27 protein-coding genes and 3 pseudogenes are annotated in these 26,154 nt (G+C 65.0%); 21 read left to right on the top strand and 9 right to left on the bottom strand.

Annotation, left to right across the window (positions count from 1 at the left end):
- Positions 1-4 precede the first annotated feature (4 nt).
- Positions 5-220, bottom strand: a complete 216-nt coding sequence (locus M3A49_RS25020; RefSeq protein ID WP_028208077.1) for a DUF3820 family protein — start codon at positions 218-220, stop codon at positions 5-7.
- A gap of 38 nt (positions 221-258) precedes the next feature.
- Positions 259-381 (bottom strand): annotated as a pseudogene (locus tag M3A49_RS25015) (LysR family transcriptional regulator); the annotation flags it as partial.
- Between the two features lie 2 nt (positions 382-383).
- Here M3A49_RS25015 and M3A49_RS25010 point away from each other — a divergent pair.
- A pseudogene (locus M3A49_RS25010) lies at positions 384-863 on the top strand (SDR family NAD(P)-dependent oxidoreductase); the annotation flags it as partial.
- Between the two features lie 37 nt (positions 864-900).
- On the opposite strand, the gene M3A49_RS25005 reads toward M3A49_RS25010, so the two are convergent.
- A complete protein-coding gene (locus M3A49_RS25005; RefSeq protein ID WP_266231552.1) occupies positions 901-1,383 on the bottom strand; it encodes a glutathione S-transferase family protein in 483 nt (160 codons plus the stop codon).
- Between the two features lie 175 nt (positions 1,384-1,558).
- Here M3A49_RS25005 and M3A49_RS25000 point away from each other — a divergent pair, with 175 nt between their 5' ends.
- Positions 1,559-2,218: a glutathione S-transferase family protein gene (locus tag M3A49_RS25000; protein WP_254353144.1), complete on the top strand. Its 660-nt coding sequence runs from the start codon at positions 1,559-1,561 to the stop codon at positions 2,216-2,218.
- 91 nt (positions 2,219-2,309) lie between these two features.
- Here the strand turns inward: M3A49_RS25000 and M3A49_RS24995 are convergent, their stop codons facing one another.
- Both M3A49_RS24995 and M3A49_RS24990 read right to left on the bottom strand, forming a co-directional pair.
- Positions 2,310-2,501: a hypothetical protein gene (locus tag M3A49_RS24995; protein ID WP_266231469.1), complete on the bottom strand. Its 192-nt coding sequence runs from the start codon at positions 2,499-2,501 to the stop codon at positions 2,310-2,312.
- Positions 2,502-2,585: 84 nt separating this feature from the next.
- A complete protein-coding gene (locus M3A49_RS24990; protein WP_266231468.1) occupies positions 2,586-3,218 on the bottom strand; it encodes a CGNR zinc finger domain-containing protein in 633 nt (210 codons plus the stop codon).
- A 123-nt stretch (positions 3,219-3,341) separates the two neighbouring features.
- On the opposite strand from M3A49_RS24990, the gene M3A49_RS24985 reads away from it, so the two are divergent.
- The 13 genes and pseudogenes from M3A49_RS24985 to M3A49_RS24920 all read left to right on the top strand — a co-directional run bounded on the left by M3A49_RS24985 (position 3,342) and on the right by M3A49_RS24920 (position 14,926).
- Complete coding sequence (locus M3A49_RS24985; protein ID WP_266231467.1) at positions 3,342-4,037, top strand: alpha/beta fold hydrolase; 696 nt, start codon at positions 3,342-3,344, stop codon at positions 4,035-4,037.
- Between the two features lie 34 nt (positions 4,038-4,071).
- Entirely contained in the window at positions 4,072-4,923 is an 852-nt protein-coding gene (locus M3A49_RS24980) for an alpha/beta fold hydrolase (RefSeq protein WP_266231466.1), read from the top strand.
- 35 nt (positions 4,924-4,958) lie between these two features.
- Complete coding sequence (locus tag M3A49_RS24975) at positions 4,959-5,639, top strand: SDR family NAD(P)-dependent oxidoreductase (protein ID WP_266231465.1); 681 nt, start codon at positions 4,959-4,961, stop codon at positions 5,637-5,639.
- Positions 5,594-6,421, top strand: a pseudogene (locus M3A49_RS42735) (DUF3325 family protein); the annotation flags it as partial. The gene M3A49_RS24975 and the pseudogene M3A49_RS42735, both read left to right, overlap by 46 nt.
- A gap of 229 nt (positions 6,422-6,650) precedes the next feature.
- Entirely contained in the window at positions 6,651-7,817 is a 1,167-nt protein-coding gene (locus tag M3A49_RS24960; protein ID WP_254353151.1) for a porin, read from the top strand.
- Positions 7,818-8,163: 346 nt separating this feature from the next.
- Positions 8,164-8,580: a glycine zipper family protein gene (locus M3A49_RS24955; protein WP_416339005.1), complete on the top strand. Its 417-nt coding sequence runs from the start codon at positions 8,164-8,166 to the stop codon at positions 8,578-8,580.
- Between the two features lie 189 nt (positions 8,581-8,769).
- Positions 8,770-9,348: a YSC84-related protein gene (locus M3A49_RS24950; protein WP_028208091.1), complete on the top strand. Its 579-nt coding sequence runs from the start codon at positions 8,770-8,772 to the stop codon at positions 9,346-9,348.
- Between the two features lie 12 nt (positions 9,349-9,360).
- A complete protein-coding gene (locus M3A49_RS24945) occupies positions 9,361-9,951 on the top strand; it encodes a copper-binding protein (RefSeq protein ID WP_254353154.1) in 591 nt (196 codons plus the stop codon).
- A gap of 96 nt (positions 9,952-10,047) precedes the next feature.
- Positions 10,048-10,434 carry a response regulator transcription factor gene (locus M3A49_RS24940; RefSeq protein WP_028208093.1) on the top strand — a complete coding sequence of 129 codons (387 nt, stop codon included), beginning with the start codon at positions 10,048-10,050 and terminating at the stop codon, positions 10,432-10,434.
- Between the two features lie 72 nt (positions 10,435-10,506).
- A complete protein-coding gene (locus M3A49_RS24935) occupies positions 10,507-11,841 on the top strand; it encodes a paraquat-inducible protein A (protein ID WP_266231550.1) in 1,335 nt (444 codons plus the stop codon).
- On the top strand, positions 11,825-13,444 hold the full coding sequence (locus M3A49_RS24930) for an intermembrane transport protein PqiB (RefSeq protein ID WP_266231463.1): 1,620 nt from the start codon (positions 11,825-11,827) through the stop codon (positions 13,442-13,444). Before M3A49_RS24935 ends, M3A49_RS24930 begins: the two co-directional genes overlap by 17 nt.
- A complete protein-coding gene (locus tag M3A49_RS24925; RefSeq protein WP_266231462.1) occupies positions 13,441-14,073 on the top strand; it encodes a PqiC family protein in 633 nt (210 codons plus the stop codon). Before M3A49_RS24930 ends, M3A49_RS24925 begins: the two co-directional genes overlap by 4 nt.
- Positions 14,074-14,092: 19 nt before the next feature.
- Positions 14,093-14,926, top strand: coding sequence for a hypothetical protein (locus M3A49_RS24920; protein ID WP_266231461.1), 834 nt, complete (start codon positions 14,093-14,095; stop codon positions 14,924-14,926).
- A 41-nt stretch (positions 14,927-14,967) separates the two neighbouring features.
- Here M3A49_RS24920 and M3A49_RS24915 read toward each other — a convergent pair whose 3' ends face one another.
- The 3 genes from M3A49_RS24915 to M3A49_RS24905 form a co-directional block, all read right to left on the bottom strand.
- The gene (locus M3A49_RS24915) at positions 14,968-15,885 is read right to left on the bottom strand and encodes a DUF2950 domain-containing protein (protein WP_266231460.1); all 918 of its coding nucleotides are present in this window, start codon (positions 15,883-15,885) and stop codon (positions 14,968-14,970) included.
- Between the two features lie 11 nt (positions 15,886-15,896).
- Positions 15,897-17,393, bottom strand: a complete 1,497-nt coding sequence (locus tag M3A49_RS24910) for a DUF3300 domain-containing protein (RefSeq protein ID WP_266231459.1) — start codon at positions 17,391-17,393, stop codon at positions 15,897-15,899.
- Between the two features lie 692 nt (positions 17,394-18,085).
- A complete protein-coding gene (locus M3A49_RS24905; protein WP_266231458.1) occupies positions 18,086-18,265 on the bottom strand; it encodes a hypothetical protein in 180 nt (59 codons plus the stop codon).
- Positions 18,266-18,481: 216 nt separating this feature from the next.
- Between M3A49_RS24905 and M3A49_RS24900 the strand changes: the two genes are divergently transcribed.
- Both M3A49_RS24900 and M3A49_RS24895 read left to right on the top strand, forming a co-directional pair.
- On the top strand, positions 18,482-19,765 hold the full coding sequence (locus tag M3A49_RS24900; RefSeq protein WP_266231457.1) for a sensor histidine kinase: 1,284 nt from the start codon (positions 18,482-18,484) through the stop codon (positions 19,763-19,765).
- A complete protein-coding gene (locus M3A49_RS24895) occupies positions 19,762-20,403 on the top strand; it encodes a response regulator transcription factor (protein ID WP_266231456.1) in 642 nt (213 codons plus the stop codon). Before M3A49_RS24900 ends, M3A49_RS24895 begins: the two co-directional genes overlap by 4 nt.
- 52 nt (positions 20,404-20,455) lie before the next feature.
- Here the strand turns inward: M3A49_RS24895 and M3A49_RS24890 are convergent, their stop codons facing one another.
- Positions 20,456-21,457: an AraC family transcriptional regulator gene (locus M3A49_RS24890; RefSeq protein ID WP_266231455.1), complete on the bottom strand. Its 1,002-nt coding sequence runs from the start codon at positions 21,455-21,457 to the stop codon at positions 20,456-20,458.
- A 246-nt stretch (positions 21,458-21,703) separates the two neighbouring features.
- On the opposite strand from M3A49_RS24890, the gene M3A49_RS24885 reads away from it, so the two are divergent.
- From M3A49_RS24885 to M3A49_RS24870, 4 genes are all read left to right on the top strand, one after another.
- A complete protein-coding gene (locus tag M3A49_RS24885) occupies positions 21,704-22,759 on the top strand; it encodes a 3-keto-5-aminohexanoate cleavage protein (protein ID WP_266231454.1) in 1,056 nt (351 codons plus the stop codon).
- Positions 22,760-22,886: 127 nt separating this feature from the next.
- A complete protein-coding gene (locus M3A49_RS24880; protein ID WP_266231453.1) occupies positions 22,887-24,218 on the top strand; it encodes an MFS transporter in 1,332 nt (443 codons plus the stop codon).
- Between the two features lie 74 nt (positions 24,219-24,292).
- Complete coding sequence (locus M3A49_RS24875) at positions 24,293-25,273, top strand: quinone oxidoreductase family protein (RefSeq protein WP_266231451.1); 981 nt, start codon at positions 24,293-24,295, stop codon at positions 25,271-25,273.
- A 10-nt stretch (positions 25,274-25,283) separates the two neighbouring features.
- Positions 25,284-26,132: a TauD/TfdA dioxygenase family protein gene (locus tag M3A49_RS24870; RefSeq protein ID WP_266231450.1), complete on the top strand. Its 849-nt coding sequence runs from the start codon at positions 25,284-25,286 to the stop codon at positions 26,130-26,132.
- Positions 26,133-26,154 lie beyond the last annotated feature (22 nt).

Below are 26,154 nucleotides of genomic sequence, written 5' to 3'. Positions count from 1 at the left end.
GGCGCTAGCCGCGTTTGCGCAGCGGCTCGAGCAAGCCCTTCAGGCCGTTATGGTCCAGCTCTTGCATCAGCGCGAGCAGACGGCCGATCTCGCCCGGCGGGAACCCTTCGCGGGCGAACCAGTTGAGGTAATGCCCAGGCAGGTCGGCGATGAGCCGGCCCTTGTATTTGCCGAAGGGCATGGCGAGGGTGACAAGGCGTTCGAGGTCTTGAGCTTGCATGACGGTATTGTGCACGGCCCGGCGTTCACGCGCGAATCCTACCCGGCGCGAAGCTCGGACGGATCGAGGAAAAAGTTTCGGTTGCCGGCCATGCGCCCGACCATGAAGTCGATGAACGTCTTCACGCGCAGCGATTGTTCGGTTCGATGCCTGTAGTAGATATCCGACGATGCGCGCCAATCGCTCGGGCCACGTGATCAATATTTGATCGATTGGCGGCTACCGGGCCCCGGCCGGGTTTGGCGTGTACTCGTCGACGAAGTTTGCCGTCGAAGGCATTACGGAAGCGTTGCATGCCGAGTTGAAGCCGCTGGGCATTCACGCGACCGTTGTCGAGCCGGGCTATTTTCGTACCGACTTTCTGGATGCGTCCTCGCTGCTCGTCGCGCCCCACGTGATCGACGACTACGACGAAACCTCGGGCGCAGTTCGCCGCAAGGCCGTGCAAATGAACCACAACCAGCCCGGCGACCCGACGAAGCTTGCCGCAGCGTTGATCACGCTCGTCGACGCGTCGAACCCGCCGTTGCGCCTTCCGCTCGGCACGGACACGCTCGCTGCCATCGCTGCGAAAAACGCTTACGTGACGCAGGAAACGCAAACGTGGCAGGCGCTGTCGACATCGACTGACTTCCCTGCCTGAGTGACCTCGCAAGTTGACCTGCGGCCCGCGCCGTTCCTCACGGCGTCCCGTTTGCGCAATGCACGGCAAACCCGGGCCGTTCGGCAAGCCGTTCGAAATACGCAGCAACAGCGGGCAAATGCGGATGCTCGAACGGCGTGCCGAACCAGCGGTTCACCGACAGCCCAACGGGAATATCCGCAAGCGAGAATTGCGCGCCGGCGACGAACGCGCCGGTCGCCTGCCAGTCGATCCATTGATCGACGCGAGCCCGCCCGAACGCATCGGCAGGATAGAGCTGCGCGCCGCCATAACGCGACGCCAGATAGCGGATGATGGTGTTCGACTCCCACAGAACGAAATCGCCGTCCTTGATGACCGGCACGAGCGCATTGGGATTCAATGCGAGGAACTCCGGCGTTTGCGCCGAGCGAAAGCCCGAGCCCCAATCCTCGCGCTCGAAGGGAAGGTTCAATTCGACACAGGTCCAGAGCACCTTGCGAACGTTGATGGACGATGCTTTGCCGAAGATGTTGAGCATATCGAAAGGAAAGAAGAGGGAGCCGCGCCGGTCCACGATACGCCACGCATGTGGTCGCCGCCATGTACAGTTCCCCGAACACGCGCCGCTGCAGTTCCCGGCAACGCTTGCAATCCGCACGCAACCGGTGCATGGTTCAACGACTTTCCCCGGCTCGAACCAGGAGACACCATCGATGTCGCTCGCGCTATATGGTCATCCGTTTTCCTCGTACACGCAGAAGGTGCTCATCGCGCTGTACGAGAACAACACACCTTTCGAGTTCCGCGGCGTCGGTCCGGATTCGCCCGAGCATACGGCGCAGTGGCTGCAACGCTGGCCGCTGCGCAAGTTTCCGGTGCTCGTGGATGGCGAGCGCAACGTTGCGGAAACCAGCATCATCATCGAATACCTGCAGCTCGCGCATCCCGGGCCGGTGCGCCTGCTGCCCGCCGATCCCATGGCCGCGCTCGACGTGCGCTTTCTCGACCGCTTCTTCGACCTGCATGTCATGACGCCCGTGCAACGCGCTGTTGACGGCGCGTTGACCGGCGACCCGGCAAGGCGCGACGAAGGGCGCGCCTTCGCGCAGGAAAAGCTCGAACTCGCCTACGCATGGCTCGAAGGCCATCTGGCAGGCAAAACGTGGGCGGCGGGCGAGGACTATACGATGGCGGACTGCGCCGCGTCTTCGTCGCTTTTCTATGCGGACTGGACGCATCGCATTGCCCCGGCCTATCCCATGCTGCGTGCCTATCGCGAGCGCCTGCTCGCGCGCCCTTCCTTCGCGCGGGCCGTGAACGAGGCGCGGCCGTATCGTCCGCTCTTTCCACTCGGCGCCCCGGATCGCGACTGACACGATACGATAAGGCATGCGAAGGATGTGAGGCAGCAACGTGAAAGAGGCTTGCACCATGCAAGCCTCTTTCGCTATGCAGACAACGAAATCAGCCCACCGAAGGCTCCCCTTCGCCGGACTGCTTGCCGGGGCGGTCGGCGGGCGACTGCTTGCGCGACTTGTCATCGCGCTCGGGCATGGCGCTGCGCTTGTCGTCGCTATGCTCGGTGTGTTTCTGCTGCGGTTTTTGGGTGGCGTTGCTGGCGCCATTTTCATGGGGCTTTGGGGTGCTGGCGGTCATCGTTCCTCTCCCATTCCGGTAGGCCCGCCAGATCCCGCAAGGCCCGCTCCCGGGGCGCACGCCTGTTGTCAGCGTGAATCGACCCTAAGCGCTTTCGCGTTCCTTGAGCCGTTTGCGGTGCGCGGCAACTTTCGCGCGATTCCCGCAGATCGCCATGCTGCACCAGCGGCGCGCGTGCCCGCGCGTATGGTCGGCGAACAGCAGCGTGCATTTCGGGCCCTCGCAGGCTTTCACGTGCGTAAAGTCTTGCTCACAGACGAGTTTCGCCAACGACTCGGCAATGGGCATCAAGAGTGATTCCGGCGTTTTCCAGCGGCGATTCACGCGGTATTCAAACGCCGCTGCGCCGTCACTGCCGGACGCAACGACTTCGCCATAACGGTCGTCACGCGCGAGCAAATCGTTGAGCGGCGCAAGTTCGCCGAGATCGCCGCTGGCGAGCGGCAGGCCTTTTCTTTCCCGCACGAAGGTCCTGAACCATTCGCGTAGCGCGCGCGCCTCGCCCGCGACGCTGTCGAACTCGGCCGCGGTGAACTGCGCGCGCATGGCGGCAAGCGCCGGCGCGGGGACCATGCCCGCCTGTTCGAGCCAGGACAGCAAACCTTCGCCGTCGGCGATCCAGTCGATCGGCACGTCCACCGGTGTTGCAACCGAGTTCAGGAAGTCGAGCCCCGGCGCGTCGGCCACGAATATCGCCGGTATGGGACGGAAGTCCATTTTCTTGCCGCAGAAGGGTAATCAGGGTGCATTCAGTGTAACCAGCAAAATCATCCTTGACAAGTTACGTCTCTGGTCAGTAACCTCTAAAATATCGTTAACACGGTTACATAAGGAGCGGGTATGTCTCACGGCGAAACGAGTATGGTGCTGGCGCACGGCGCCTGGGCGGATGGGTCGAGCTGGAGCAAGGTGATCGAGCGGCTGAACCGGCAGGGCATCGACGCCGTCGCGGCCCCACTGTCGCTCGCTTCGCTGGCTGACGATGTGGCGGCGCTCGAGCGCACGCTCGAACGGATCGACGGACCGGTCGTGCTGGCCGGCCACGCGTACGGGGGGGCCGTAATCGGCGCCACGCGTGCTGCGAACGTCGCGGCGCTGATGTACGTGGCCGCGCTCGCGCCCGACGAAGGCGAAACCGTGGCCGACGTGTTCTATCGCGGGAAGACGCACCCGCAGGCGCCGCAACTCGCGCCCGACCGGCACGGCTGGATCTGGCTGCCGCAGGAGGCGTTTGCGAACGCGTTCGCGCAGCATGCCACCGCGCAGGAGGCGGCGGCGCTCGCCGCGATCCAGCGCCCGATTGCGGCGGCGTGTATCGGCGAAGCGGTGGCGCGGCCGCTATGGAGAGACCGGCCTGCCTGGTTTCTCGTCGCGGACGAGGACCGCATGATCGATCCCGATACGCAGCGCTTCATGGCTAGCCGGCTGAACGCTCAAGTCCGCGCCCATGAAGTCGATCACACGCCGAGCGTCACGGCCCCCGACGCCGTGACCGAGGTCATCGCCGAAGCCGTTCGGTCCGTCTCTGCGCGCTAAACGCGCGGTTTTCCGCTCACCACTGGAGGAACCCATGACTGCCATTGCCTACCGCCGTGCCGATGTCGACGGCTTCAACGTGTTCTACCGGGAAGCCGGGCGCGCCGACGCGCCGAAGCTCCTGCTGTTGCACGGCTTTCCGAGTTCTGGCCACATGTTCCGCGACCTCATCCCGAAGCTCGCCGACCGCTTTCACATCGTCGCGCCGGATCTGCCGGGCTTCGGTCAATCGGACTTGCCGGACCGGGGCCAATTCGCGTACACGTTCGAGAATATTGCGAAGGTGATCGCGCGTTTCACCGAGCGCATCGGCTTCGACCGGTTCGCGGTGTACGTGTTCGACTACGGCGCGCCCACGGGCTTTCGCCTCGCGCTCGCGCATCCCGAGCGCATCACGGCGATCATTTCGCAAAACGGCAACGCCTACGAGGAAGGCCTGAGCGACGGCTGGAATCCGGTTCGCGCGTACTGGCAGGACCCGTCGCCGGCCAATCGCGATGCGCTGCGTGCACTGCTCTCGCGCGAAGCGACGATCTGGCAATACACGCACGGCGTGCCCGATACGTCGGCGGTGTCGCCGGACGGTTATTCGCTCGACGACTACTATATGAACCGCCCCGGCGCGCACGAGATCCAGCTCGACTTGTTCCGCGACTATCGGAACAACGTTGCGCTCTACCCCGAGTTTCAGGCGTATTTCCGCACGCATCTGCCGCCGTTTCTCGCTGTGTGGGGCAAGAACGATCCGTTCTTTCTGCCTCCCGGCGCGGAGGCATTCAAGCGCGACCTGCCGCAAGCCGTGGTGCGCTTTTTCGACACCGGCCATTTCGCACTGGAAACGCACGCCGACGAGATCGCGACCGCGATCACGGAATTTCTCGAATGATGGTTGGCAATACTGATCGAGTGAGGAGCGGGAAGATGGCCGGAAAAGTCGCAATCGTAACGGGCGCGAGCCAGGGCATTGGCCGTTCGACGGCCGTGAGGCTGGCGCGTGACTTCGACGCGATCGCCGTGGTGGCGCGCAGCCGCGAGCAGCTCGAAGAGACCGCCGCGCAGGTGAGGGACGCGGGCGCCGAGGCGCTCGTCATCGACATCGATCTCTCGCTTGCCGATGCCGCGCGGCAAGTGGTGGAGCAAACGCTTGCGGCATATGGGCGTATCGACGCCTTGCTCAACATTGCGGGCGCGGTGCCGCAGATCGATCTGTTCGAGATGACCGACGAGCAATGGGAGCGCGGTCTCGCGCTCAAACTGCACGGTGCGCGACGCCTGACGATCGAAGCGTGGCCGGCACTTAAGGCCAGCGCGGGCGCGGTCGTGCTGATGTCGGGCAATTCGGCCGTGTTCCCGAAGGCGCCTTATGCGGCCGTGGGCACGATCAACGCGGCGATCGTCGCGCTGGCGAAGGCCTTTTCGGACCGCGGCATCGCGGACGGCGTGCAGGTCAACAGCGTGCTGCCCGGACCCGTGATGACGGGTCGCCGCCAGTCCTATCTGGAGCACTGGGCGCCGCTGCATGACATGAGCGTCGAGGAAGCCACGGCGAAGTTCCCGGCCGAAGCCGGCATTGCGCGCTACGCTGGCTGTATTTCATCGTGAGCCTTGCGGGCACGGCGATGGTCGGCACCGGGCTCGTGATGTGGACCGTGAAGCGCCGCCAGAAGCTGCCCGATCCCGAGCGGCCGTACTTCGGCTTTCGCCTCGTGGAGCGCCTGAATATCGCGAGCATCGCCGGCCTTTCCATTGCGATGACGGGCTATTTGTGGGCCAACCGTCTGCTGCCGGTTTCGTTGACGCATCGGGCGGAGGCGTAAATCAACGCGTTCTTCGCAATCTGGGCAGCGACGCTGCTTTACGCGCTCGCGCGCCCCGCTAGACGCGCGTGGATCGAGTTGCTGTGGTTCGCGTCTGCGTTGCTGGCGTTGTTGCCCGTGCTCAATGCGTTGACGACCCAGCGCCCGCTCTGGCGCAGTCTCGCGAATGGCGACTGGGTCTAGGCCGGCTTCGATCTGATGATGTGAGCGCTCGCGGCGCTGCACGCCGCGCTCGCGATGCGCACGGCGCGCCACCGGCCGCGTGCGAAGCCGGCGGACAAGCGCCGCGTGAGTGCGCTTGCGGCGCAGGAGCACATGATGCCGCTTTTCGCCTTGATACTGTGCGTGCCCGCCTTTGCGTGCCTCGCGACGGCCATGGAGCGTCATCAGGAGACGCAGTTCGGCGCGCGGTTGCCCGCCGCGCTTTCCCGCGTTCTGCGCTGTGCCGGATGGTGCGCGTTGCTCGTTGCACTGTGGCTGGCGGTGGCGGGGAAGGGCTGGGCGCTCGGCTCGTCTGGTATGGCGGTTACACGAGCCTGGCAGCGGGCATCGTATATGGAGTCCTGATTGTCTATGCGCAACGAGCGTCGGCGCGGTACGGTAAGGGCTTCGCGGCATTTGCAAACATGCCGGTTTTCATGCTTTATTTAAGCTGCGGTTACAGATCGGCGGCCTTCATTCATGTCACATTGGGTGTCTTGCGCCGACAACGGAACCAATTTCGCGCCGAGGTCGTTCCGAAGCAAGCGACTAGTATAGGAATACCAATTACCTGGTGCGTGAAGGAGTTGCAAACATGAAAAAGCTTGCGCTTATGTTGCTTCCTGTTCCGCTCACCATGCTGGCGCCGGTCGCTCAAGCGCAAAGCAGCGTCACCCTGTACGGCGTGATCGACGAAGCCTTTCAGTTCGTCCACAACGCCGACGCTCAGGGCAAAAACCTGTATCGGATGCAAGGCGGCAATCTGCAAGGGTCCCGCTGGGGGTTGAAGGGAACGGAGGATCTGGGCGGCGGCCTGAAAGCGATCTTCCAGCTGGAAAGCGGATTCGACATCAATAGCGGGACTTCGGAGCAGGGCAGCCGCCTGTTCGGCCGCCAGGCGTTCGTGGGCCTGACGCACCAGCAGTACGGTACGCTCACCCTGGGTCGTCAATATGACCCGGTCGTCGACATGGTCCAGCCCCTTACCGCAGACAATTACTGGGGCAGCACCTTCGCGACGCCAGGCGACGTCGACAACAACGACAACAGCTCTCGTACGAACAATGCGATCAAGTATCTCTCGCCGCAGTTCGCGGGCTTCCAGATCGAGGGCATGTATGCGTTCGGCGGCGTCGCGGGTGCGACGGGTTCGCAGCAGACCTGGTCGGCGGCGGCGAGCTATGTGACTGGCCCATTCAGCATCGCGGCGGGCTACCTCCGCATGACTAACGCAAACTCCACGATTCCCCGCACCAACTGGACCAGCACTTCGGACGGCACGTTCGATGGCGGTTTTCAGAACCTCGCGTACGAAACCGCCAAGTGGGTCGGCATTGGCTCCGTCGCGCTGCAATACGTGGCCGGACCGTGGACGTTCGGCGGCCGGTATAGCAATGCGCAGTACAAGGCCGACGCGCAATCGCTTTTCCCGTCCAATCAGCGCTACAACGTCGCTGGCGGTTTCGTGAACTATGCGCTCACGCCGGCGTCGCTCATCGGCGTTGGCTATACGTGGACGCACAGCGCGGGCGACACCTCGGCGACCTACAACCAGGTCTCGCTGGGGGGCGACTACAACCTCTCCAAGCGTACCGACGTGTACCTTGTCGGCGCGTGGCAGCACGCCAACGGCACGCAGCGCGTACCGACCGCAACGGGTTCCATTCTGACCACCGCGGTCGCTTCCGTGGCGGACTATGGGCTGAACGGCAGCTCAAGTTCGCAAATCATGGTGAGCCTCGGCATCCGCCACAAATTCTGATCTCCCGCAGCATCGCTTTTACGCCCGCCGCACCGCATGGCCGTTCCGGCCGTGCGCCGGCGGGCGTGTCATCGCGCCGGCCAGCCGTTGTCGCTGACGGTAGGACCATGGTCTGATTGTCTTCGCTGTGCCGCTCCCACATCATTGAACAGACCACTGCGCCGGTCGCACGGCGCGGTGTTTGCCCCGCATCCGGGCGTCGTGCCGTCAGCACGACTGTCGCTTGCCAACCTCCCGCCGATCGCAGCAGGCTAATCGGCGCGCTCTCGCACGCGCTCAAGGAGTTGATATGGATACCTATATAAATCGTCGGACCGGCGCCCTGTGCGCCGCTGTGCTGCTTCTGATGAGTGCCGCGCAGGCAACGCCTATTGCCTATCCCGCGAAGGGGCAGAGCGCGCAGCAACAGCATGCGGACGAATCGGCGTGCTACTCGTGGGCGAAGAGCAACACGGGAATCGACCCGAAACAGGTTGCGTCGACGCCACCGCCGCCTTCGGGCCCGGCCGTGGGCGGCGGCGAGCGTGTCCAGGGCGCGGCGCGTGGCGCGGCAGGCGGCGCGGTGATAGGCGCGATCACGGGCGACGCGGGCAAGGGCGCGGCAGTGGGCGCGGCGGCCGGCACGATGGTCGGTGGCTCACGCGCGCGGCAGAACCGGCGTGCCCAGCAGGCGAACGGCCAGCAACAGCAGCAGGGCGCGATCGACACGTTCAACCGCGCCTTTGCCGCGTGCATGCAAGGGCGCGGCTACACGGTGCAGTAGCGCGTGCGGTGCGCGCTGTGGTTTCGGACGGCGTAAGACCAAGGTCCGATTTGTCCTGTACGTGGCGTCTGCGACTATGTAACTGAACGATGAGCAACGATGTGCGAGCAACGTCTCATTCTCGCGTGAGCTTTGATCCGCATGCGTGAGTGCCGTGTCCGGGCTGTAAAAACTCAATGGAGGACAACAATGAAGCGACGGATTTTTGTGCTTACGGCGGCGGCCGCGGCTGGGCTCGCTGTTGCGGGTTGCAGCACGACCACGAGCAGTGGGACGAGCGGCGCGACCGACGCGGCAAAACGCCAGGAGATCGATGCGGCCGTGGACGGCACGATGTCCCGGCTGTTCTCGACTGTCCCGGGCTCGCAGGAACTCGTTTCCAAGTCGCAAGGTGTGCTGGTCTTTCCTTCGGTCGGCAAGGCAGCGTTCATTATTGGCGGGTCATATGGCCAGGGTGCGTTGCGCGTAGGCGGATCGACGGCCGGGTACTACAGTACGGCGGCCGCTTCGTTCGGTTTGCAGGCAGGGGTGCAGTCGACCGCCGTGATCTTTCTCTTCATGACGCAGGACTCCCTCGACAAGTTCCGCAACTCGAAGGGCTGGTCGGTTGGCGGCGACGTTGCCGTTGCGCTCGTCAAGGTCGGTGCGAATGGGCAGATCGACACGAGAACCGCAACGGCGCCGGTCCAGGCGATCGTGATGACCAATACGGGCATCATGGCCGATGCGTCGGTCGCCGGCACCAAGGTGACGAAGCTCGATCTGTAACAGGAGATCGCGATGCCGTACCTCAAGTGGGTTGTTTCAGCAGTCATCGTCGCCGCGGCGCAGCTTGCCGCGGCCCAGGGCCAGACGACGGCCAACGTGACGCACGAGCCGGGTAAGGCCACCGTCACCGGCATGCACAAGGTGACGGCGACCATCACGAAGATCGACGCCGATACCCGCACCGTCACGCTCAAGCGTCACGACGGCAAGATGGTGGAAGCCGAGTTGGGACCGGAAGTCAGAAACTTCGACCAACTAAAAGTCGGCGATGTCGTGACGATGACCTATAAGGAATCCCTCACGCTGAGCCTGAAGAAGGGAGGCGACGGCGAGACCTCGGTACAGGAAACGCCGAAGGCCGAGCGCGCGGCTGCCGGCGAGAAGCCCGGCGGCATGGTCGGGCGTGAGGTGAAGGTCACGGCGAATGTCGTGGCCGTCGACGCCAAAACGCAAACTGTCACCTTGATGGGACCCGAAGGCGGGACGATGGACCTGCGGGTCGAGGATCCCCAACAGCTTGCAAGCGTGCAGGTCGGCGATCAGGTCGAGGCAGTGTATACGGAAGCGTTCGCCGTATCCGTCAAGCCTGCACAACACAAGTAGTCGCGCATGGGACAGCCGCTTGCGCTCAGGATGCCGGTCGGCGCGCACGGCGGCGCCGGTCTGGCTGTCCTCACCGGTAACCGGACGCTTGGTCAAATGAACAACGTGACACGATCCGTGGCCGTCGTCGACGACGAGGAGTCGGTCGGGCGAGCGATCCAGCGCCTGTTGAAGTCGGTCGGCATCGACTCCGACGTGTACACCAGCGGCGAGGCCTTTCTAGACGCGCTGGCGGCCGCGGCGCCTCACGCGCCGGCGTGCGTGGTCCTCGATATCCAGATGCCCGGCATCAACGGTATCGAGGTGCAGCGCCGGCTTGGGGGCACCGGCATCCAGTGCATCGTGATTACGGCGCACGACGATGCGCGCGTGCGCGAGCAGGCACAGGCAGCCGGCGCGGTTGCGTACCTGCGCAAGCCGTTCGACGACTCCGCGCTCATCGGCGCGGTCCATGCGGTGCTCGGCGTGCCGCCGCCAGGCTGACGCCTCGCATGCCGAATCGGTACAGCGACGATGAATCGACCACGCGATGACCGGATCCAGCAAGGCCCCGCCATGAAGCGCGCCGAGCTTCTCGTTTGCCACGACTGCGATCTCATGCAGCGCGGCGCGCCTTGCTCGCCCGGTGGCACGCTGCGCTGCCTGCGCTGCAACGCCGAACTGGAGCGGGATCTTCCAGAAAGCCTCGGGCGTGCGCTCGCGTTCGCGTTGGGCGCGCTCGTGCTGTTCGTCATTTCCAATTTGTATCCGATCGTCGGGCTCTCGGTGAACGGCAATCTCGTGCGCACGACGCTGTGGCATTCGGTCGAGATTCTCTATGTCGACGGCATGTGGCCCATCGCGGCGCTGGTGTTCGCCACGACGATCCTCATGCCGGGCATGCAGGTCATGTGCCTGCTCGCCCTCCTCGTGCCGCTTGCGCTCAACCGCGCGCCCTGGCAGGCGCCGCTCCTGTTTCGCGTGATGTACACCGCGCGGCCCTGGGGCATGACCGAGGTGCTGATACTCGGCCTGCTGGTCGCGCTCGTGAAGCTGTCCCATATCGCAACGGTCGTGACGGGTGTTGCATTGTGGTCGTTTGGCGCGTTGATGCTGGTGCTCGCGGGCGCGAGCGCGGCGTTCGACGCGAGGCAGTTCTGGTCGCGCGTGGCGCGCGCGACGCAGCCGGCCAACGCGGTCAAGGTGGCCGACGCGCCCAGCGTGACAACGAACTTCGCGCGTCGCCAGGAGGCCGGAGCACGAGGCGAACGCGCTGCAGGTCCGCTCACGGGCGCCGCCTGCGGCATCGCGCGCTGCCATGCGTGCGGGCTGCTTGCGCGCATGCCGGCAGCCGCGCATGCGGCGACGTGCCCGCGCTGCGGCAGCGCGCTGCATATGCGCAAGGTTGCGAGCCTCTCGCGCACGTGGGCGCTTCTGGTCGCGGCGATGGTGCTGTACGTGCCAGCGAACGTGCTGCCCGTCATGGACACGAGTTCGCTGTTCGGCACGCAAAAGGACACGATCATGAGCGGTGTGGTGTATCTGTGGGTGTCGGGTTCCTGGCCGCTCGCGCTGCTCGTGTTCATTGCCAGCATCGCCGTGCCCATGCTGAAGATTCTCGGGCTTTCGTATCTGACGTGGTCCACGCAACGCCGCTGGACATGGCTGCCCGAGCAACGCACGCGTATCTATCGACTGATCGAGCTGGTCGGCCGCTGGTCGATGCTCGATATCTACGTGATCACGATGCTCGTCGCGCTGGTGCAGTTCAACGCGCTCGCCACGATCAGGGCAGGGCCCGCCGCGATCGCCTTCGGCGCCGTCGTGATCCTCACGATGTTCGCCTCGAACATGTTCGACCCTCGTCTCATCTGGGACGCGATGGAGCGCGAAAATGGCAGCGCCCGGTAACGACAATTCCTTGCCGGACCTGCCCGAGGCGAAGCCGGTGCGCGGCTCGCGCTGGCGCATGCAGATCGTCTGGCTCGTGCCGATCGTCGCGGTGCTCATTGGCGGCTGGCTCGCGGCCAAGGCGATCATCGAGGAAGGGCCGACCATCACGATCAGCTTCAAGACCGGCGACGGCCTCGAGGCCGGCAAAACGAAGATCAAGTACAAGGACGTCGATATCGGCGTAGTGAAGGCGGTCACGCTCTCGCCCGATCACAAGCGTGTGATCGCGACGGGCGAACTCGTGAAGGACGCGGCGAGCATGCTCGTCGACAACACGCGCTTCTGGGTCGTTCGTCCGCGCATTTCGGGCGGTACGGTTTCGGGCCTGAGCACGTTGCTCTCGGGCTCTTTTGTCGGCATGGACGACGGCAACTCCAGCAAAGCGCGCCGCGACTTCGTGGGGCTCGAAGTGCCGCCTGCGATCCCGAGCGACATTCCGGGGCGCGAATTCGTGCTGCACAGCATGAACATGGGCTCGCTCGATGTCGGGTCGCCCGTGTTTTTCCGCCGTCTTCAGGTCGGGCAGATCGCCTCCTATGAAATGGACCCGAACGGCAAGGGCGTGACGCTACGCGTGTTCGTGAACGCGCCCTATGACAGGTTCGTACGCAGCGATACGCGCTTCTGGCACGCGAGCGGGCTCGACGTCTCGCTCAGCCCGGACGGCGTGCAGATCAACACGCAGTCGGTAGTGTCGCTGCTCATTGGCGGCGTGGCGTTCGAAGCGCCCGACGCCGGCGGTGAATCGCCCGAGGCCGACGCCGACTCGAAGTTCGAGCTTTACGCCACGCACGCCGACTCGCTGAAGGAGCACGACCGCATTGTCGACACCTACGTCGTGACCTTCTACGACTCGGTGCGCGGGCTGACCGTAGGCGCGCCCGTCGATTTTCGCGGCGTCGTGATCGGCGAGGTCACACGCATCTACACGCGCTTCGACCCAGTCAAGAAACAGTTCAGCATTCCTGTCGAAATCAATCTGTATCCGGAGCGCTTTACGTCGCGCTTCGAGAATGGCCAGCCGGCCGGGCGCCTCACTTCGCAACCGCGCCAGCTTGCCGAGTTCCTGATAGCCAGCGGCTTCCGGTTCCAGCTGCGCTCGGGTAATCCGCTCACGGGGCAGCTCTACGTCGCCTTCGACGTTTTCCCGGACGCGCCGAAGGCCAGGATCGACTGGTCGAGAACGCCGCCCGAACTGCCGACGGTGCCGCGCACGCTGCAGTCGTTGCAGGATTCGCTCACGCGGCTGCTCGCGAAGCTCAACGGCATTCCGTTCGAGGCCATCGGTGCGAGTGCGCAGCGCACGCTGCAAAGCGCGAACGACGTGGTGGCGAAGCTCGGCACCGACGTCGTGCCGCAGGCGCACGACACGCTCTCGGCGGCAAAATCCACGCTCAACTCGGCCACCGACGCCTTGCAGCCCGACTCGCAGCTCCAGCAGAACACGAGCGACGCCATGCGTGAACTGGCCCGCACCGCCGCCTCGGTGCGCATGCTCACGGATTATCTCGAGCGCCATCCCGAGGCCGTGGTGCAGGGCAAACCAGGAGGCAAGCAGTGAAGCGCCGCAACCTGACCGTGCCTACCGCTTTCGCCGCTGCGCTGGCGTGCCTCGCCGGCTGCTCCTCGCCGTCGCCCACGTTCTATGCGCTGCGCGCCGACGAAGCGAGCGCCGCGACGTCGAGCGCATCCCCTGCCGTGCCAACGGGCGCTGCCGCGATAGATGTCGTCGTCGGTCCTGTGACCGTGCCCGACATGGTTGACCGGCCACAAATCGTCACGCGCAATCCTGACAACACGATCCAGATGAACGAGTTCGCGCGCTGGGCCACGCCGCTCAAACTGGACGTCGGGCGCGTCGTCGCCGCGGACCTTGCGCAGCGGCTCGGTACGGCGCACGTCTCGACATTCGATGGCGCGGCCACCCCGCCGGTCTGGCGCGTGCGCGTAGATATCACGCGCATTGACAGCGTGCTGGGAGATTCGGTGACGATCGATGCGCAATGGGTCGTGCGCCCGCCGGGTCACCAGGCGCTGACGCTCGGCCACACGGTGGCGCACGAGCAGGTGACGAGCCAGGACTACGGCGCGCTCGTCGACGCGCACGATCGCGCTCTCGCCACCATCAGCGCGGACATTGCCGCCGCCATTCGCGCGGACCATGCAACCGTTGGCAGTGCGACGGATTGAGCGCGCCACGCGGGGTCTCATGAAGACGATGCGTTGTGCGTTGCTCGCGCTGACCACGGCGCTGGCGTTGGCGGGCCACGATGCGTCGGGCAGCGTGTCGCGCAACGAGGACACGTCAGCGGGACTCTTCGCGGTGCTCGATTACGTCGTTGCGCCCGCCGAGCCGACGTCCGCGCAGAGCGCGGTGGCGTTGCGCGAGGCCGGCGTCGAGCAGGAGACGATCAAGGCGCGCATCGTCGAAGCCTGGTTCTACCGGCTGCGTGCGGACCCGGCCGTAGCGGTCGCCGTGCCCGGCGGCGTGGCGGGCCTCGAAGCGCGGCTGCGCGGCGACGCGGCGCGCGAGAGCCTGATCCGCGGCGGCATTGCGCGTCTGACGCCGCAGGATCGGTCGGCGTACTTCACGCTGCTCGCGAAATACATGGGCCGCGTGGCGCGCAGCAATTGCCAGGGCATGGCGAGCGTGCAGGACATTGCCGGGAGTATTTCGATCGGCAGCATGAGCGATGCCGACACGGCCGAGTATTTCACGTTGCTTTATCGCGTGGTGATCCGTTCCGTACTCGCCGCGCCGGTCATGCTGCCCACGCCCGTGGCGTACGAACTGGCGCTGCAGCATCTCGACGATGCGGTCAACGCCGCCCTCGCTGGCGATCCGCAATCCGTGGCGCGGCTCGAGCGCGTCACGAACGGCGGGCCTGGCGCCACGATGGCCGACATCTGCTGGGCGAGCGCGGTGCTCATGCGCTCGACGGCGGCGATGAGCGGACCCGATCGCGACGCGCTACTGCTGTACATGCTGGGCGAACACGCCCCGGCGCGACCGTCTGCTCCCGAACCCGCCCACGCGCCGTGACACGCCGCGACGCTGCGTCGGTGTTGCGCCGGTGTGACGTGTCACGGCGAAGCCTTCGACCAGCCCGGGCCCGGATCGAAGGACGTCATCGCTTCGGCTTTCGTCGCGCCGTCCGGGCCGAGGTCGCGCTCGTAGACCTGGCCGTCGTGGCTCACCATGAATGTCTTGATACCGGTGTCGCCGTACCGGACCGGCCACGCGACGACGCCAAAACCGCCGAACAGCTTGTTGTTGACCATGTAGTTATACGCGCCGCCCGGCGCGTGCGGACCCTGCGAGGTCAGCAGCTTGTAGTGGTAGCCGTAGTAACCGGCGTTTTCGGCGTTGCGTGCGCCGGCCTTGAGGAATGCGACGCCTAGCGGGCTCGGCGTGGCGTCGGGGCCGGTCGGCCAGTAGAGGCCGTCCTGCTTGCCCGGCGAACTCGCGAGCTTGCTGGCGTAGACCAGCATGTTGCTGCCGTCGTGATAGGTCTGCGCATATTCGCGTTGCGCGTCGTAGACCGCGAGCATCGTCTGCATCACGGCAAGCTCGTTGCGGCCAATGCGGCGCACGCGCATTTCCTCGACACCGGCGTGCGTGTCGAAGTGCCATCCCTGGGCGGTCTTGACGAGCGGGACCGGAAAGGTCCAGCCGTCGTCGCCAACGGCGATCATTGCATGATTCGCATCGGAATCCTGAATGCCGTGCGAGGTCTGCCATTCACTCAGGAATTTGTCGCGGATCTCCGCCCCAACCGGCGGGATGAGCTGGCGGAAATCGGCGCCAAAGAGCGTGCGCAGTTCCGCCTCGTCGTTGCCGGCCACGGCGTCGCCGAACGCGGCCATCGCCGCGTCGGGCGTAGCGAAGGTGCTTTGCCCGGCGGCCGCGCAAGGCCGCGGCGCGTACGCGAGGAGTGCGATGGCGATCGCCGCTGCGAGCGCTGCCGATGCAGCCGGACGGAGAAACTCATGTCTGTTCATGGCCGTTCTCCCTAGCGTCTGCCGCCGCTACGACCGCCGCCACCGCCGCGCATACCGCCGCCGCCGCTCGGACGATTGAACCCTGAGGACTGCATGCTGGAGCGGCCGCGGCTCGCGTCGCGCTGGGTGGCGCCGCCGCTGCCTACACCCTGGAAGGCGCCATCGCGGCCGCCTCCGCCACCGTAGCTCCCGCCACCGCCTCCGCCATACCCGCCGCCTGCCCCGGTGCTCGCGCGATTGCTCACGCCGGCATTGTTGCCCATGCCGCCGCGATTACCTGTGGCGCCGTTATTGCCGATGTTCCCGCGGTTGCCGCCGGCGCCGTTATCGCCGAGATTCCCGCGATTGCCGCCAGCACCGTTATTGCCAGGGTTCCCGCGATTTCCACCCGCCCCATTGTCGGCGAAGTTCGCGCGATTGCCGACACTCGCGTTATTGCCCGCGCCGCCGCGATTGCCGGTGTTGCCCTGATTCCCGCGGTTGCCATTGCCCGGGCCCTGGCCGCCTGCGCCGCCGCCGCGGTTGCCGGCGCGGTCAGCCACGCTGGCGCCGTTCTGGCCGTTCTGGCCGTTCTGGCCGCGATAGTCGCGGCGGCCGTCGGCGCCCGCCACGTTGTTGCCGAATTTCTCGCGCGTAGCATTGTCACGGTAGGCAACGCCCTGGCGGTGGCTCGAATCGTGCTGCCACCTGCCTCCCTGGACCTTCGTGCTGTCGAAATTGCGATTGACGTTTCGCGCCTTGTCCACGTTGATGTTGACGTCGCCGCCGCCCCAGTTGCAGTCGCTGAAGATCGCGCCCGCGGCGGCGAGCCCGACGCCCCACGCGAAGCCGGTCATCAGCGCGCCGCCGGGATAGTAAGCGGGATACGGCGGCCAGGCGTACGGCGGGTAAGCCGGGTAGCTCCATGCGCCGTACACGACCGTGGGGTTGTACGCGGGCACGTAGATCACCTCGGGGTTGGCAGGCTCGATCTTCACGATGGTCTGGCTGGTCTGGCCGCCTTGCGCGGGCGGCTGCTCGACCACGACCTTCTGCTGCTCGTTGCTCTTCAGGTTGCCCGAGTCCTGTGCGCGCGCACGCAGGCGCTGCACCGCGGCGAGCACATCCTTTTCCTGGGCGAGGAATGCGTCACCGAGCTTCTGGGTCCAGTCGAGCTTGTTGTTCATCGGTTCAAGCGCCTGCGGGAACGCGACGAGCGATTTCACGCTCGTGTCCCAAGGCTGGTCCTGCACGGCCTTTACGGCTTCGTCGCCCTTCAGCTTCGGGTGCTCCTTGACCCAGCGGGCCGCGTGCACGATTTCGAGCGGGTAAGTCGATGCCATCAGGACCTGCGCCAGCACCGAATCGGGATAGAGCGCAATGGGCGCGACCAGCGCCTCGAGCTCCTCGGGTTTGTAGGGGGCGGGCTGCGGCGCGTCTTGCGCGCGCACCGCCTGAGCGCCTGTCAGGAGCAACGCGAACACGAGCAGGCAGACCGTGTACGTGCGTTGTTTGATCCATGAGATCATGGCCGATCCTTCCATTCGTTTGCTCCACCGGACTGTGGGACGGATAGCGACAACGTGAAGGGGCGAGCGCGTGCGCGCGCATTCTTTTTCGAGTGTGGCGAGGCGGAGAGCCCCACGGGTATAGTCCGGTAAGCCGCTCTGTGCTGGCAATCGGACCAGAGTCCTATTGACACCGGAATGGCGCCGCAATGATGCTATTCACTCGTCGAGGCAGCAGCGCCGATACCTGGAGGTCCAAAATGAAAATGCGATTTGCTGCGCCGTGTGCGATGGCGCTCCTGCTTTGTGCGCCCGTTTTCATGTCTGAAGTATTTGCGCAAGCAGGAACGATGGGTACGAAGCAGATGCGGGACGTGCAGCGCAAAGCGGAGCATAAGGCCCGCTCGAACCAGTCCCAGCAACATAGCCAGCAAAATGCGACGCAGCATCATGCGGTGAGTGCAGCCGCGCCCGCTTCGGCGCCTTGATCGCCAACGGCACCGAACGAGCCGTCACGCGCTGACAATGTGACGGATCCTGCGCGGCTCATCTAGCGCGTTTCCAGGTCGAAATAATGGCTGCGGTTATTTCATAAAAAACATATTAGATAATTCGCGCGAAAAAAGTTTCATTTTTATTCAAATTGAGTAGAGGTGATTGCGCGAGCCATTATCGAAATCAAAGAGGACGTTCGCAAATATTCCGGCAAATAGTCAGTGTATATAGGCTGGCGCAAGCGCATTCAAGGCATGGAGCGCTTGAATGGCGTTGTATGCGGAAAAGATTGTCGAAAACAATTGCGCACGGAACGAATCATCGGCAATTTCTTTCATATAATTAACGCGCGGTGTAAGCGTACAGCGACGCGGTTCCGCAGTCATGATCCCATTCATTCTTTTCTTCAATGACTGACTCAGTCTCCGGAACTCCCGGAGCGTTCTTCGAAAATCAAAAGTAGGCGGTAGTCAGTATTGGGGCGCAACCTGCCTCACAAACGGCCGGAATTCTGGTGCTCGTCAATCCGCCCCGCTCAGGCGCTGAAGCGTTTGAAACGTTTCGCAGGCCCGAGCAGGGCAGCGTAGTCGGAGGACACCGTGATCAGGGCAGACATGGGGAACGAAAAACTAAAACTGAACAGGTCGAGAGCCGAGCACGCAGCGGCGAGCCTGCTGGCGTGGCTCGACAGGATCAAGCCACGCAGTCTCCCGAACGGGCGGCCATTGGCCGCGCGCAACACCGCTCACGTATCGGTGCAGGCCTCGCAAGCCATCGCGCAAAGCCTGCACAGCGTCCTCGAAGTCGTGCCCGCGGCGGCGCTGGTGATCGACGAGGCGGGCAGCGTCGCAGGGGCCAATGGCATGGCGACCCACGTGCTCGGCTACGCCCTGGGCGAATTGATCGGCATGCGCATTGAAAACGTGCTCGTCGCCTGGCGAAGAGACGCGCGCCCCGTATCGTTCGGCGCACTGAAGACCGCGGAAGGGCTGCCGCATAGCGTGACGCGCGTGGCGGTCGCGCGTGCGAAGAACGGCGCCGATATCGACGTGCATGTGAGCGCTTCGGCGTCGCTCGCCGCCGGTCCCACGGCGCGCATGGTGGTCGTCATCGAACCAGAAAGTCACGACACGACGCTCGCGGAGTCCAGCAACGAACCACGCCGGCTGCGTCGGGAGCGGGCATCCGAGGTGGGCGACATGGCCGCCGCGCTCGCGCACGAAGTCGACCAGCCGCTCACGGCCATTCTCAGCAACGCGCAGGCGGCGCAGCGGTTTCTCGCCCAGAGCCCGCCGGCCATGAGCGACCTGCGGGAACTGCTTGGCGAGGTCGTGTCCGATAGCACGCGTGCGCACGCGATCATCCGCAAGATGCGCCAGTCCGCGCGCTGCGAGCCGCCCGAGCTATGCCCGGTCGATGTCGGCAGCCTCGTGCGCGACGTGGTTCGCCTGCTGCGCCGCGAGACGGAGACCTGTGGCGCGGCCGCGAGCGCGCGCATCGAAGACGGCCTGCCGCAAGTGCGCGGCGATGCGGTTCAACTGCAGCAGGTGCTCGTCAATCTGCTGTTGAATGCGCTCGATGCGGTGCACGACTGCCGCGCGGAAGATCGCAGGGTGTGCATCGTCGTCACGGCGAGCGAGGATCGCGGCAAGGTGCGCCTCGCCATCCGCGATCATGGGCCGGGTGTCGATGCCGACCGGCTCGTCACGCTGTTCAAGCCGTTCATGACGTCCAAGCCGCAAGGGCTGGGCCTCGGCCTCTCCATCAGCCGCACCATCGTCATGGCGCACGGCGGCCAGCTATGGGCCGAGCGCAACGCCGATAGTGGCCTGACGTTCCATATCGAACTTCCAGCGGAGGGCGCGTGCGTGCAGACGACTACGCGTTTTTCACCATGAACTCGCCAGCCTCCATCGTGTTCGTCGTGGACGACGACGAGCACGTTCGCAACGCACTCTGCCGCTTGCTGCGATCCGGCGGCTACACGGTAGAGGCCTACGGCAGCGCCAGCGCGTTCCTGCACGGCGCGGATCTGACGAGCGCGCCGGCGTGCCTGCTGCTCGACCTCCAGTTGCCCGACCTGAGCGGCATTGAGTTGCAGCAGCGGCTCGAGGGCAGCGTGCCGATCGTCTTCGTTTCGGCCCACGGCGACATGAATACGGCGGTGCAGGCGATGAAGGCGGGCGCATCGGATTTCCTGACGAAGCCGATCGACGCGCAGGTGCTGTTCGAAGCCACGTCGCGCGCGCTCGAACGCGCGTGCCAGCTATACGAACAACGCGAGCAGCACGCGGAGATCCAGCGCCGGATGGAAAAGCTCACACCGCGCGAGCGCGAGGTCATGGCGCTCGTGGTGACGGGCCGGCCGAACAAGCTCGTGGCCGATGAGCTGGGCGCGGCGGAGAAAACCATCAAGATTCACCGGGCCCGCGTCATGGAGAAGATGAAGGCGAACTCGCTTGCCGATCTGGTGCGGCTCATGACCACGTTCGATGCCGACGCGCCTGAGCTGCACCCGCTTCCGCACACGGGCTGAGGGACCAGGGGAATTAGGGACCAAGGGACAGGGCACGCGCGCCGTCGTTCCGTCACTTCAAATGGCTATTGCGCCAGTCGCGCGGGGTCATGCCGAAGCGCGCGCTGAACCAGTTCGTGAACGAGCCCTGCTGGGCGTAGCCGAGCAGGTCGGACACACGTCCGATGGGATAGCGCGAGTTGCTCATGTAGCGCACGGCAAGTTCGCCCCGCACTTCCTCCACGAGCCGCGTGAAGCTCGTATTGGCGACGCCGAGCTGGCGCTGCATGGTGCGCACGCTCAGCCGCAGATGCGCAGCCACCCCTTCGACGCTGGCCTGCTCGAGCGGCAGCAGCAGGTAAATCGCCTTGCGCACCTCGAGCGCCGTGGAATCGACGCCCGTCGCGTTGAGCGATTCGGCGAGGCTCTCCGCGTAGCGCACCAGTTCCGGGTCGGCGGCGGGGTTCGGGTAGTCGAGATCGGCGGCCGTGCATACGATGCCGTTGAAGTCGCTGCCGAATTCCAGCGGACAGCCGAAAAAACGCCGGTGAAACGTGAGGCTGGGTGGCGCCCGGTGAACGAAGTGCACCGCGCGCGGTTTCCAGTGCTCGCCCAGCAGCGCGCTGGAGTGGCGCGCGAGCACGCCCACCGCGAGTTCGATGGCCTGGTAAGTGGGGGTGCCCGGATCGACGACCAGTTCCTCGCGGATCGTGACGGTTGCGCCCGAGTCTTCGACGTACACCGCGAGCGCTTCGTTGAGCAGATGCCGATATTCGGCCGTGGCGAGCAGCACCTCGCGCAGCGTGCGCTTGTGCGCAAGCAGAATGTTGACCACGCCGGTGCCGAACTTGTGGCGGGTCTCGGCCATTTGCAGTGCGAAGGTCGGGCACGCGGCCTTTTCCGCCGAACGCTCCAGCAACCGGCACGCGGCGGCGGCGGGAATGCGGCGGTCGGGGGTCGCGAGCGCCGCGGCGTCCACGCCTGCCTCATGCGCAAGCTCGACCGGGTTCAATCCCACGCGCTTTGCCACGTCGAAATAGCCGCTCAGCGAGACCGAGCTCAGCGTTGTTTCCATTGTCGCGACTCCTCCTTGCTGCAGCCTCATTGCGCCTCGTCAGCCCGTAAAACATGGGCTTGCGCTTATCTCGGTGTTAACGCCTGGTGGCGCGAAAAGCTAAAACGATGGCGCGCGATCAGAAAAGTGTAACGCAGGATTGCCGTATCGTGCATCTCAACGGATCAGCCCGGTTCCGAGCGGTATTTCAGGGTTCCGGCCACGTTGCCAAACGTTGAAATACCATGCCCCATATTGGAGAACACGATGCAATTCCTCGACGATTCGCTGCACCCTGAGAACCAGGACAAGGTTGTGATCACCACCGCGCCGTATGGCCCGGAATGGATGCCCGAAGACTTCCCGGAAGACATTCCGGTGACGATGGAAGAACAGATCCAGAAGGCCGTGGACTGCTACAACGCGGGCGCAACGGTGCTGCACCTGCATGTGCGCGAACTCGACGGCAAGGGCTCCAAGCGCCTCTCGAAGTTCAACGAGCTGATCGCGGGCGTGCGCGCCGCGGTGCCGGACATGATCATCCAGGTGGGCGGCTCGATCTCGTTCGCGCCGGAAGACGACGGCCAGGCCGCCAAGTGGCTTTCGGACGACACGCGCCACATGCTGGCCGACCTCGAACCGAAGCCGGACCAGGTGACCGTGGCAATCAACACCACGCAGATGAACATCATGGAGCTGCTCTATCCGGAATACCTGGAAGGCACGTCGCTGTCGCACCCGGCGCTTATGGCCGCGTACAGCGAAATGACGGTGCCGGCCGGCCCGGCATGGGTGGAGGAGCATCTGCGCCGCCTGCAGGCTTCGGGCATTCAGCCGCACTTCCAGCTCACGGGCATCCACGCGCTCGAAACGCTCGACCGCCTCGTGCGCAAGGGCGCGTACAAGGGTCCGCTGAACCTCACGTGGATCGGCATTGGCGGCGGCTTCGACGGTCCGAACCCTTTCAACTTCTTCAACTTCGTGCACCGTGCGCCCGATGGCTGCACCGTCACCGCCGAGTCGCTGCTCAAGAACGTGCTGCCGTTCAACATGATGGCGATGGCCATGGGCCTGCACCCGCGCTGCGGCATTGAAGATACGATCATCGACCAGCACGGCAACCGCTTCACGTCCGTGCAGCAGATCGAGCAGTGCGTGCGCGTGGCGCGCGAACTGGGCCGTGAAATTGCCACGGGCAAGGAAGCGCGCGAGATCTACCGCATCGGCGTGCAGTACGAGACGGTCGACGAAACGCTCGCGGCCAACGGCATGGCGCCGAACCGCGTGGCCGGCGTAAAGAACCTGCCGCTGCGCGCAGCGTAACCGCAATGAGGCCCGGCGCCGCGGGCGCGGGCCTCGATACGGGTGTCCGGCGCTTGCCTTGTGGCCGCCGGCAGACCCGAGAAAACAACGGAACCCGACGAAGAGCGGGCTACTACGGAGACAACCCATGCTTACGCATGCCGAGCCCACCGCAGGCGAATTGACGACGACCAAAACGAGCGTGCCCGCTTACGCGTGGGTGGTGTTCGCCTTGACGGTCGGGCTGCTGCTTTCGGACTACATGTCGCGCCAGGTCCTGAATGCGGTTTTTCCGCTGCTCAAGACCACATGGAATCTTTCGGACACGCAGCTCGGCTCCCTGAGCAGCGTGGTCGCGCTGATGGTGGGCGTGCTCACGTTTCCGCTTTCGGTGCTGGCCGACCGCTGGGGCCGTGTGAAGAGCATCGTCCTGATGGCGGCGCTGTGGAGCATCGCCACGCTTGGCTGCGCGCTCTCGACGAACTACGGCGAAATGCTGCTTGCACGGGCCTTCGTCGGCATCGGCGAAGCGGCTTATGGCAGCGTGGGGATTGCCGTTGTCCTGAGTATTTTTCCGGTGCGGCTGCGCTCCACGATTACGGGCGCGTTCATGGCGGGCGGCGCGTTCGGTTCGGTGCTGGGCATGGCGCTGGGCGGTGCGGTGGCGGCGCAGCTTGGCTGGCGCGCGGCGTTTGGCGCGATGGCGGCCATGGGGATCGTGCTGGTCGTGATCTATCGCCTCGTCGTCACGGAAAAGGGCCTTGCCCCGCTGCAGCCGGCAAACGTGAGCCGTGAGGCGAATGGCCTCGGGATGCGCATGAGCCTGCGCGCGCTGCTCAAGGGCCTGTTTTCCACGCGCTCCGTGGTGTGTGCGTATGTGGGCAGCGGCGTGCATCTGCTCGTGCCGGCGGCCGTGTGGAGCTGGCTGCCGAGCTTCCTGAACCGCTACTACGGCATGGCGACCGGCAAAGCGGCCGGGACTGCCGCCGTGTTCGTGCTGGTGACGGGCATTGGCATGGTGGTGTGCGGCAACCTCGCGGACCGCTTCAGCAAGGATATCGGCGCGCGCAAATGGAGCATCGCCATTGCGTACTGCCTGATCTGCTTCGCGCTGCTCACGGTCGGCTTGCGCATGCCGGTGGGCCCGGCGCAACTGGTTCTGATCGGCGCGGCCATGTTCTTCTGCGCAGGCGCGGCGGGCCCCTCGGGCGCGATGGTGGCGAACCTCACGCCGCCGTCGATCCACGCCTCGGCGTTCGCCACGCTCACGCTGGCGAACAACCTGCTCGGCCTCGCACCCGCCGCGGTGCTCACGGGCATGGCCGCCGACCACATCGGCCTGCTGGGCGCGCTGCAGCTCGTACCGTTCGCGCCGCTCGTGGCGGCAGTGGTTTTCCTGATCGGCAAGCGAAACTACGCCATCGATCTGGATCGTGTGAACGCACTGCGCGAAGAAGCCGGTGGCCACGCACAACGATGAATTTGAATCGGAAGTTTGAGTCAGCTTGACCGGGTTCGAGTCAATGCGTTTGAGTAAAGGATAGGAGATTGAACATGGCGAAAGCAGTGCGCTTCCACGAAACCGGCGGTCCCGAAGTCTTGCGCTACGAGAGCGTCGAAGTGGGCGACCCCGGCCCCGGACAGGTCCGCCTGCGCCATGAGGCCGTCGGCCTGAATTTCGCGGATACCTACTTCCGCTCCGGCCTGTACCCCGTTCCGCTGCCTGCCGGCATGGGCGTGGAAGCCGCGGGCGTAGTCGAGGCCGTGGGCCCCGAAGTGAGCAACGTCGCGGTTGGCGACCGCGTGACCTACACCGGCTTCATCAACACGCTCGGCGCGTACAGCACCGAACGCCTGATTCCGGCGGCCCCGCTCATCAAGCTGCCCGACGCGATTGCGTGCGAAACGGCGGCCGGCATGACCATGCGAGGCCTCACTTCGTCGTACCTCATGCGCCGCATTCACGACTTCAAGGCCGGCGACACGATCCTGTTGCATGCCGCGGCAGGCGGTGTCGGTCTGATCGTCTCGCAGTGGGCGAAGTTGCTGGGCCTCACGGTGATCGGCACGGTGTCGAACGAGGCGAAGGGCGAAGTGGCGCGCGCGCATGGCTGCGACCATATCGTCTACTACGGCCGCGAAGATGTCGCGAAGCGCGTGCGCGAACTGACGAACGGCGTGGGCGTGAACGTGGTGTTCGACAGCGTGGGCAAAGATACCTTCGAGGCGTCGCTCGACTCGCTCAAGCGCCGCGGCCTGATGGTTTGCGTCGGCACGGCTTCCGGTCCGATTCCGCCGTTCAATCCGCAGATCCTCGCGATGAAGGGCTCGCTCTATCTCACGCGCCCGGCGCTGGCGGACTATATCGCCGACCCCGCGGAGAAGAACGAGCTTGCCGGCGAGCTTTTCGGCCACGTTGCCGCGGGCCGCATCAAGATCGAACTGAACCAGCGTTACGCGCTGGAAGACGCGGTGCAGGCGCATCGCGACCTCGAAGCACGCAAGACGACGGGGTCGTCGGTCTTCGTCATCTGAGGAGCGCAGCATGAAAGTCGAACAACTGACCTATGCCATCGGCGCGGAACTGACCGGCGTGAATCTCGCCGATGCCGTTCACGACGACGGGCTCTTTGCCGAGATTCGCGCGGCGCTGCTCAAGCACCGTGTGCTGTTCCTGCGCGATCAGGACATCACGCGCGCCGAACACGTGGCGTTTGCGCGCCGCTTCGGCGAGCTGGAGGATCATCCGGTTGCGGGCAGCGACCCTGACCATCCGGGCCTCGTGCGCATCTACAAGAATCCGGAACAGCCCAACGACCGCTACGAAAACGCGTGGCACGCGGACGCCACGTGGCGCGAGGCGCCGCAGTTCGGCGCGGTGCTGCGCTGTGTGGAATGCCCGCCCGTGGGCGGCGACACGATGTGGGCGAACATGGTGCTCGCCTACGAGAAGCTGCCGGAACACGTGAAGGCGCAGATCGCCGGACTGTATGCGCGCCACAGCATCGAGGCGAGCTTTGGCGCGGCCATGCCGATCGAGAAGCGCCATGCCTTGAAGGCGCAGTTTCCCGATGCGGAACACCCGGTGGTGCGCACGCATCCGGAGACCGGCGAGAAGGTGTTGTTCGTGAGCGCATTCGCGACGCACTTCACGAACTATCACACGCCCGAGCGCGTGCGCTTCGGGCAGGACGCCAACCCGGGCGCGGGCGACCTGCTGCGCTATCTCGTGAGCCAGGCCTATATTCCGGAGTACCAGGTACGCTGGCGCTGGAAGCCGAACAGCTTCGCGATCTGGGACAACCGCAGCACCCAGCACTATGCGGTGATGGACTATCCGCCGTGCCACCGCAAGATGGAACGCGCCGGCATTATCGGCGACAAGCCGTACTGAAGCGCGCAGGAGACCAAAGCAA

The sequence above is a fragment of the Paraburkholderia sp. CNPSo 3076 genome (genome assembly GCF_026343935.1).
GTDB lineage: Bacteria > Pseudomonadota > Gammaproteobacteria > Burkholderiales > Burkholderiaceae > Paraburkholderia > Paraburkholderia nodosa.
Note: the sequence above shows the minus strand (reverse complement) of the source record. Positions and strands in the feature narration are given on the sequence as shown.